Annotated in this window: 10 protein-coding genes; all 10 read right to left on the reverse strand. The window is 30.1% G+C overall.

Annotated features, from left to right (window positions below; translation table 11 throughout):
• Positions 1 to 140, reverse strand: a 140-nt coding sequence (locus tag Q0W95_RS06920) for an NAD(P)/FAD-dependent oxidoreductase (RefSeq protein WP_297791245.1), incomplete at its 3' end; no start/stop codon positions are given.
• 35 nt (positions 141 to 175) lie between these two features.
• Positions 176 to 877: a pseudouridine synthase gene (locus Q0W95_RS06925; protein ID WP_297791228.1), complete on the reverse strand. Its 702-nt coding sequence runs from the start codon at positions 875 to 877 to the stop codon at positions 176 to 178.
• Entirely contained in the window at positions 867 to 1,400 is a 534-nt protein-coding gene (gene scpB, locus Q0W95_RS06930) for an SMC-Scp complex subunit ScpB (protein WP_297791230.1), read from the reverse strand. The genes Q0W95_RS06925 and scpB overlap by 11 nt, the downstream gene beginning before the upstream one ends.
• A gap of 1 nt (position 1,401) precedes the next feature.
• A complete protein-coding gene (locus Q0W95_RS06935) occupies positions 1,402 to 2,100 on the reverse strand; it encodes a segregation/condensation protein A (protein WP_297791231.1) in 699 nt (232 codons plus the stop codon).
• The gene (locus Q0W95_RS06940; protein ID WP_297791233.1) at positions 2,087 to 2,638 is read right to left on the reverse strand and encodes an NUDIX hydrolase; all 552 of its coding nucleotides are present in this window, start codon (positions 2,636 to 2,638) and stop codon (positions 2,087 to 2,089) included. The genes Q0W95_RS06935 and Q0W95_RS06940 overlap by 14 nt, the downstream gene beginning before the upstream one ends.
• Positions 2,631 to 4,319 carry a DNA repair protein RecN gene (gene recN / locus Q0W95_RS06945; protein ID WP_297791235.1) on the reverse strand — a complete coding sequence of 563 codons (1,689 nt, stop codon included), beginning with the start codon at positions 4,317 to 4,319 and terminating at the stop codon, positions 2,631 to 2,633. Before recN ends, Q0W95_RS06940 begins: the two co-directional genes overlap by 8 nt.
• The gene (argR, locus tag Q0W95_RS06950) at positions 4,319 to 4,771 is read right to left on the reverse strand and encodes an arginine repressor (RefSeq protein WP_297791237.1); all 453 of its coding nucleotides are present in this window, start codon (positions 4,769 to 4,771) and stop codon (positions 4,319 to 4,321) included. The genes recN and argR overlap by 1 nt, the downstream gene beginning before the upstream one ends.
• Positions 4,772 to 4,779: 8 nt before the next feature.
• A complete protein-coding gene (locus Q0W95_RS06955; protein ID WP_297791239.1) occupies positions 4,780 to 5,607 on the reverse strand; it encodes a polyprenyl synthetase family protein in 828 nt (275 codons plus the stop codon).
• Positions 5,600 to 5,788, reverse strand: a complete 189-nt coding sequence (xseB, locus tag Q0W95_RS06960; RefSeq protein WP_297791241.1) for an exodeoxyribonuclease VII small subunit — start codon at positions 5,786 to 5,788, stop codon at positions 5,600 to 5,602. Before xseB ends, Q0W95_RS06955 begins: the two co-directional genes overlap by 8 nt.
• Positions 5,781 to 6,898: exodeoxyribonuclease VII large subunit (gene xseA / locus Q0W95_RS06965; RefSeq protein WP_297791243.1), on the reverse strand; the 1,118-nt coding region annotated here is incomplete at its 5' end. The genes xseB and xseA, both read right to left, overlap by 8 nt.

Here is a 6,898-nt window from a genome sequence, read left to right on the forward strand (position 1 = left end):
CTGCCATTTCCTGTGATTTTTAACTTTTCACCTATATCTTTGTTTTTCTCAATAAGGTAGACTTCATTTTTTTCATTTTTTATATTTAATGCTGCAAAAACACCAGCTGGTCCACCACCAATTATACCAATTTTTCTCATAATATTAATTCTACCACAAAAAAAGAGATAGACCCCTATCCCCTTACTTTTCTAACAAATTCTAGTTCTTTATTATCAAAATCTCTAATCTCAAATTCTATCATATCGTCTAATTTTATAGGTCCTATACCTAGTCTCTTTAAATTTAAAACTTTTATAGAAAAAAAGGCAAACATTCTTCTAATCTGTCGATTATATCCCTGGTGGATGATAACCATATATTCGTTTGTTTTAGAATTAAGCAAACTTATTTTTGAATTTGAAGTTACCTCTCCTCTACCTAAATCTAAGCCTTGTTCAAATCTTTTTTCTTGACTTATAGTCAATTTTTTATTAGTCTTGACCAAGTATGTTTTTTCAAGCTTTTTGCTTGGATGGATTATTTCGTTTGTAAATTCTCCATCATTCGTAATTATCAAAAGACCTTCGCTATCTTTGTCTAACCTTCCAGCCGCAAAAAACCTTTCATCCATCTTAACCAAAGAATTGAGGTCTTTTTTATTGTATGGATCATAATTGCTGGTAATAAATCCAATAGGTTTATAAAGTTTTTTATAGAATTTCTTGCTTATCTCCAAGGTCTTTCCATTTATAACCACTTGGTCAAAATCGCTAACATCAAAGCCTAGTTCTGTTATCATCTTACCATTAACAAAAACTTCACCTGAAAGTATAAGCTCATCAGCTTTTCTCCTAGATGTATACCCTGACCTTGCTATAAACTTATTAATCCTCATCATTATCCCCTTCTTCATAGTTTATTTCAGGTAGTTCTTCTAAGGATGAAATATTAAAATATTGGAGAAAATAATTACTAGTTACATAAATTATAGGTTTACCTATCTTATCAAGTCTACCATTTTCCTCAATAAGCCCCTTATCAATTAAGGAATCAATTGTTGATTGAGAATTAACTCCTCTAATCTTATCTATTTCAGCTCTAGTTATAGGCTGTTTGTAGGCGATTATTGATAGCGTTTCTAATGTCGATGTATTTAGCTTTTTTTCGGTTTTCTTAATAACTTTTTCAAAATATTTATCATGGATTCTTCTAGTTGTGAATTGATAGGAACCAGCAAATTCCCTAATAACCAAACCACTTTCATGCTTGTTTTTTTCTGTTATCAACTCTTCTAAGGCAAGCTTTATATCTTTTTTATCAAAGTCATAAATTATTTGAGATAGGTCATTTAAGTCAATAGGTTCAGCCCAGATATATAAAATTTCTTCTAATAATCCTTTTAAATAATCTTTTTCCATGCTACCTCTTCACAACCCAAAAAGAATTTACTCCCCTAGCTTCTAAGGTGATTTCCCTAGATTTAACCAATTCTAGGAGGGCTAGAAATGTTGCTATACATTCATTCTTATTTTTAATCCTCTTAGTTAAATCTTTAAGATCTAAACTTTTAGTAAAATTAAGAGTTTTTTTTATCTTTTCTACATAGTCATTGACATTTTCCTGCTTCAAACTTCTTATTATTGGCTTATCTATTCTCTTTTCAAGATTTTTTAGAAGTTTTTCAAACTCTTTAGTCAATAGGCTAATATCTTTTTTTATGATTACTTCTTCTGACCTCTCAAATTGAGTCATATCTTCTTGGTACTTAGTATATATTTTCCTAGCTTCTTCTTCCAAAAATTTGAAATCATCTTCAACGGATTTTATTTTTTTATAAGCGATAAGGTAGGATATGAACTCTTCTTCTAAATCTTCACTATCCTCCTTAGGCATCAATCTGTTCGCCTTAATGTTTAACAGGATAGATGCAATATAGATAAACTCTGACAAATTATTGATATCATCTCCCATTTTGTTAATTTCATCAAGATATGAATTAGTTATATCTTCGAGATTTATATCATAAATATCAATTTTCTTCTTTTCAATCAATTGTAAGAGTAAATCAAAAGGGCCTGTGAAGGCCTCTAGTTCAATATTAAGTTTAGTTTCGCTCATTTTTTATTTTCATAGCATATAAAACTGCTATTATACTCTTGGCATCAGTAAGCTCTCCATTTTCTATCATATTATAGAGCTCATCAACCTTATAGGAACAAGCTACTAGATTCTCATCTTCATCTTGATCAAGCTCGGACTTAATAAGATTTTCAGCCAAAAAAAATGATAACTTGTCATTAGTAAATCCTGGAGATGCATGCATATCAAAAAGATAAGATATTTTTTCTGGCCTAAATCCTATTTCCTCTTGCAATTCTCTTTTAGCTGTTTCAATAGGAAGCTCATTTGATTCGACAAGACCTGCTGGAATTTCCAAAGTTACCTTATCTATGGCCTTTCTGTATTGTTTAACCATCCATAAACATTCATTTTCATCAAAGGCGATTATACCTACACCCTTTTGATGGTCTACAATCTCTCTTTTTGAATATTTTTTATTCTCTAGCTCAACAGTTTCTACTCTAAGTTTTAAAATCTTGCCATCATATATAGTATCCGACTTTATAGTATTTTCGTAAAACTTATCTTCAGTCATTTCTCAAATCCTCCGCCATTTCCAGCATTTCTCTTGCTGATTTTTCCGTAGTTGATGTTATATCAACACCGCCAATCATCCTTGCAATTTCATAAACACGATTATTTGCAGCTAATTTTTCTGTAGAACTTATGGTTAAATCTTCAACATCTTCTTTTTTTATCAAAATATGGTTATTAGCAAGAGAAGCTATCTGTGGTAAGTGGCTAATAGCTATTATCTGTCTTTTTTTGGATAAATCCAAGATTTTCTCCCCTACAACTTGGGCTGTTCTTCCACTAATTCCCGTATCTATTTCATCAAAAATCAAAGTATCAACTATGTCCGCATCTGAAAATACTTCTTTGAAAGCCAACATTATCCTAGAAATTTCTCCACCCGATGCTGTTTTAGATAAAGATTTTAAGTTTTCACCCTTATTAGTACATATTAAAAAGTCAACATTGTCCAAGCCAGTTGGGCTTATGTCTTTTTTTACATCAAAATCAATTTTAAATTTACCATTTTTGATATTCAACTGCTTTATCGCCTTATTGATTTCCTTTTCTAGTATAGAGCTCTTTTCTTTACGAATCTTAGTCAAGTCTTCTGATAAGGCTAACATTTTATTATCAAGTTCTCTTACATCTTTATCTATATTATTCCTAATATTTTCTATTTCAGAAAGTTCACTGATCCTCTTTTGAATTTCCTCATAATATTTTCTAATATCGTCCAAGGATGACCCATACTTTCTCTTTAGAGTAAAAATTGTCTGATTGATCATATCCAATTCATACAATCTTTCAGGGTCTTGCTCGAGAGAACTCTCATAATAATCCAAATCATGGTATATATCATTAATTTGTTCAGATAAGTCGACCAAGCTGGTATATATTTTTTCAATTTTTGTATCAACTGAGATGTAAGGAGATAAATCTGAAATAATTTCATTTAGTAGTTTTGTTACAGAAACTCGGTCGAAATCACTTGCATCTAAAATCTCTTTCGCCTTATTTGATGCTGTTATTATTTCAGATATATTATTTAGTTTTTGGTATTCCTTATCCAATTCTTCTTCATCTATATTAAAGATGTCAATATCTTCTATCTCGTTTATTTGATAATTTATTAAATCTCTCTCCCTTGTTATCTCCTCATCGGAAAGATCTAATTTTTCAAATTTCTTTATCAATTCTTCTTTTCTTCTATAAAGGTCTCTAATTTCCTCGTTTATTTCTATAGTTTTTTCATCCTTACTATAGGCATCAATCAAATCAAGATAGTTAGACTTATTCATAAAAAAGTTATTATCACCTTGCTTATAAATATCTATCAACAAGGATGAAATATCTTTTAAGCTTGTTAGATTAGAAATTCTACCATTAATTCTTAAGCTAGATGATTTTACGCCAATATTTCTTGTTATAATTAGCTTATTATCATCAAAAGATATACCTATATCCTCAAGCATAGATTTAATTTCATCTGTAACTTCAAAGACAGCTTCAATTATTGTTTTATCAGAAAACTTGCCTATTGTATCCTTATCAGCTCTTGAACCTAGGGCTAGGTTTATAGCCTTTAATATTAGGGTTTTTCCAGACCCAGTTTCTCCTGTCAAAACATTGAAGCCATCTTCGAAGAATATATGATTTCTTTTTATAATAACGAAGTTATCAATAAATAACTCAAGTAACATTATTTAATCAAATCCCTTAAATCTTCAACAAGCTCGTCAATAACATCTGATTCTATAGGAGTTATAAAGATAGTATCTATTCCAGTTACAATCCCACCTACATTATCTAGTTTTTCATTTGTGATATAGGCTCCACATACTGTGGCACAATATGATATGGTTTTAATTACAATAAGTTGTGATGATTTTTCGATAGATAAGACTGATTCTTTAAAAATCTTCTCCATCCTCTCTGTTAAAGTATCATACACAGTATCAACAACTGTATATTTGTATTCATAGTCATCTGTTTGAACTTTGGATATCCTAAGTTCTTTAATATCTCTTGAAATTGTAGCTTGAGTAGCATCAACTCCATGATCTTTAAGCATCTCAGAAAGTTGACTTTGAGTTTTGACATCATTATTTTGAATGATATCTAATATTAATCTTTGTCTTGTATACTTTTTCATAGTAACCCCTAATATTGTCGTTTAGATAAAAAGTCAATTAAAAATAATAGGACTTCATTATTTTCAAAACTTTCAATTTCCTTCTTACAATTCTCATTAATTGAATCTAATAGCTTCTTTGCATCAGTATAATTCATAAGTTTTAAGATATTGATTTCATCTCCATAATCTTCTTCAAGTAAATCATCTTGAATTTGAAAACCTAGTCCTAAATAATAAGCATAATTTTCTAATGATTTGATTTTTTCCTCATCAAAGCCATTTACAATAGCACCTGCTACAACACAAGCCTTAAAGAAGTCCGCTGTTTTTTTATCATAGACTTTAATCATAAAATCCACATCATACGAGGATCTTCTCCTCAAATCTAGAATTTGACCTTCAATCATTCCATGCATACCTGTTTTGTCTAAAAGATAAGAGCCAGCTGCAAGATAAGAAGGATTATCAAGACAAACTTGAAGAAGAATTTTCCCTGCTTCATTAAGAAGGGCATCTCCTGTGAGTATTCCCAAATCTTCGCCAAAATGTTTGTGAACACTTTCTCTTCCTCTCCTAAAATTATCGTTATCCATAGCTGGTAAATCGTCATGAACCAAGGAATAAGCCTGAAGCATTTCTATGGCTAGAGCGAAGAGTAAATCGTTTTTACTAATCTCATTTTCCTTGAGCTTTCTTGTTTCCAAGAACAGGCTAGCACGAATTCTCTTGCCAGATTCTAAGGCATAGGCCATGGCTCCTTCAATTAAACCCTCTTTATTAAAATAAGAGTTTATTTCAGCATCTATAAGTTTTCTATTTTCATCAATTCTTCGTTTATATAAATCTTTATTCATCTTTTCCTATTATCTCAATCTTAGCCTTATAATCGTCAAGACTTTCCTTTAATTTCTTGTAAATCCCGTTAGCTTCTTCATAGATCTTAATGCTCTTATCTAAGTTATCCTTATTATCGTCTAATTCTTCCAGTAATTCTTCAATTTTCTTGAAATTTTCCTCTAATGACTTATCAATCAATTATTTCCGCCTTTACACTACCATCACTAAATTCTACCGTTATAAAATCACCAAGACTTAAAGATTTAGATGAGTAAATATCAATATTTTTTTCATTTTTTATGGCTATATTTCTCTTTTTAAATTCAATTAAATCTCTATATTTTGCAATATTAAAACCTAATTCTTTAAATTTATGCTCACTCAAGGAATAGTTCCTATTTATTTTATTATCCAAATCTTTTTTTAAAAAATTAAGTTCTAAAATCCTCTCATTAACTCTATTAATCGGACTTCTATTTCTCAACAACTGTTCTTCTAATAGGAGTTTTCTTTCTAAGTCGCTAATTTTCGATAAAATAATCTGCTTCATCTCAGATAACTTACCTATAATATCTATTTCAATATTTGCATAGTTTCTGATTACATAAGAACCCGCTTCTGTTGGAGTCTGCAAGCTTAAATCGCTTACTAAATCAAGTAGAGTTTGGTCAATCTTATGACCTATAGCAGAAATTATTGGTGTTTTCGCCTTAAAACAAGCTTCAATAATTTCTTTATTGTTAAATGTAGATAAATCCTCACCGGATCCTCCACCTCTCGTAATTACAATCAAATCTAAATTTCTATCGTCCAAATCATAAATCGCATCCTCTACCATGGCATAGGAGTCTAGACCTTGTACTTTGACAGGTTTCAGGAAGATATGAATATCATTTGGTTTTTGGTTAATAACTGAAATGAAATCAACTATAGCGGCACCATCTTGTGATGTTATCAAGCCGATTTTTTTAGGAAACTTGGGAATATCTTTTTTATTTTCAATATCAAAATAACCAAGCTTCCTAAATTTTTCTTTCATCTCAAGAAATTTTAAATAGGCTTTAGAAAGTCCGACTTCATATATCTCATTTACAGAAATTAAAATTCTTGAAGAATAGTTATTATAAAATATATTACCCTTTATATTAACCTTAATTCCCTCACTAAAATCAAAATCTATGTTCTTTTCTTCAAAATAATAAATTACACAGTCAATAACTTCCTTATCTTCTTTTAAAGAAAAATATAAATGGGAATTATTGCTGTCTCTTATACACATCTGACGCTGCCGACGACCTAACACAGGTG

It is taken from the genome of uncultured Anaerococcus sp., from assembly GCF_947253225.1.
Lineage (GTDB): Bacteria > Bacillota > Clostridia > Tissierellales > Peptoniphilaceae > Anaerococcus.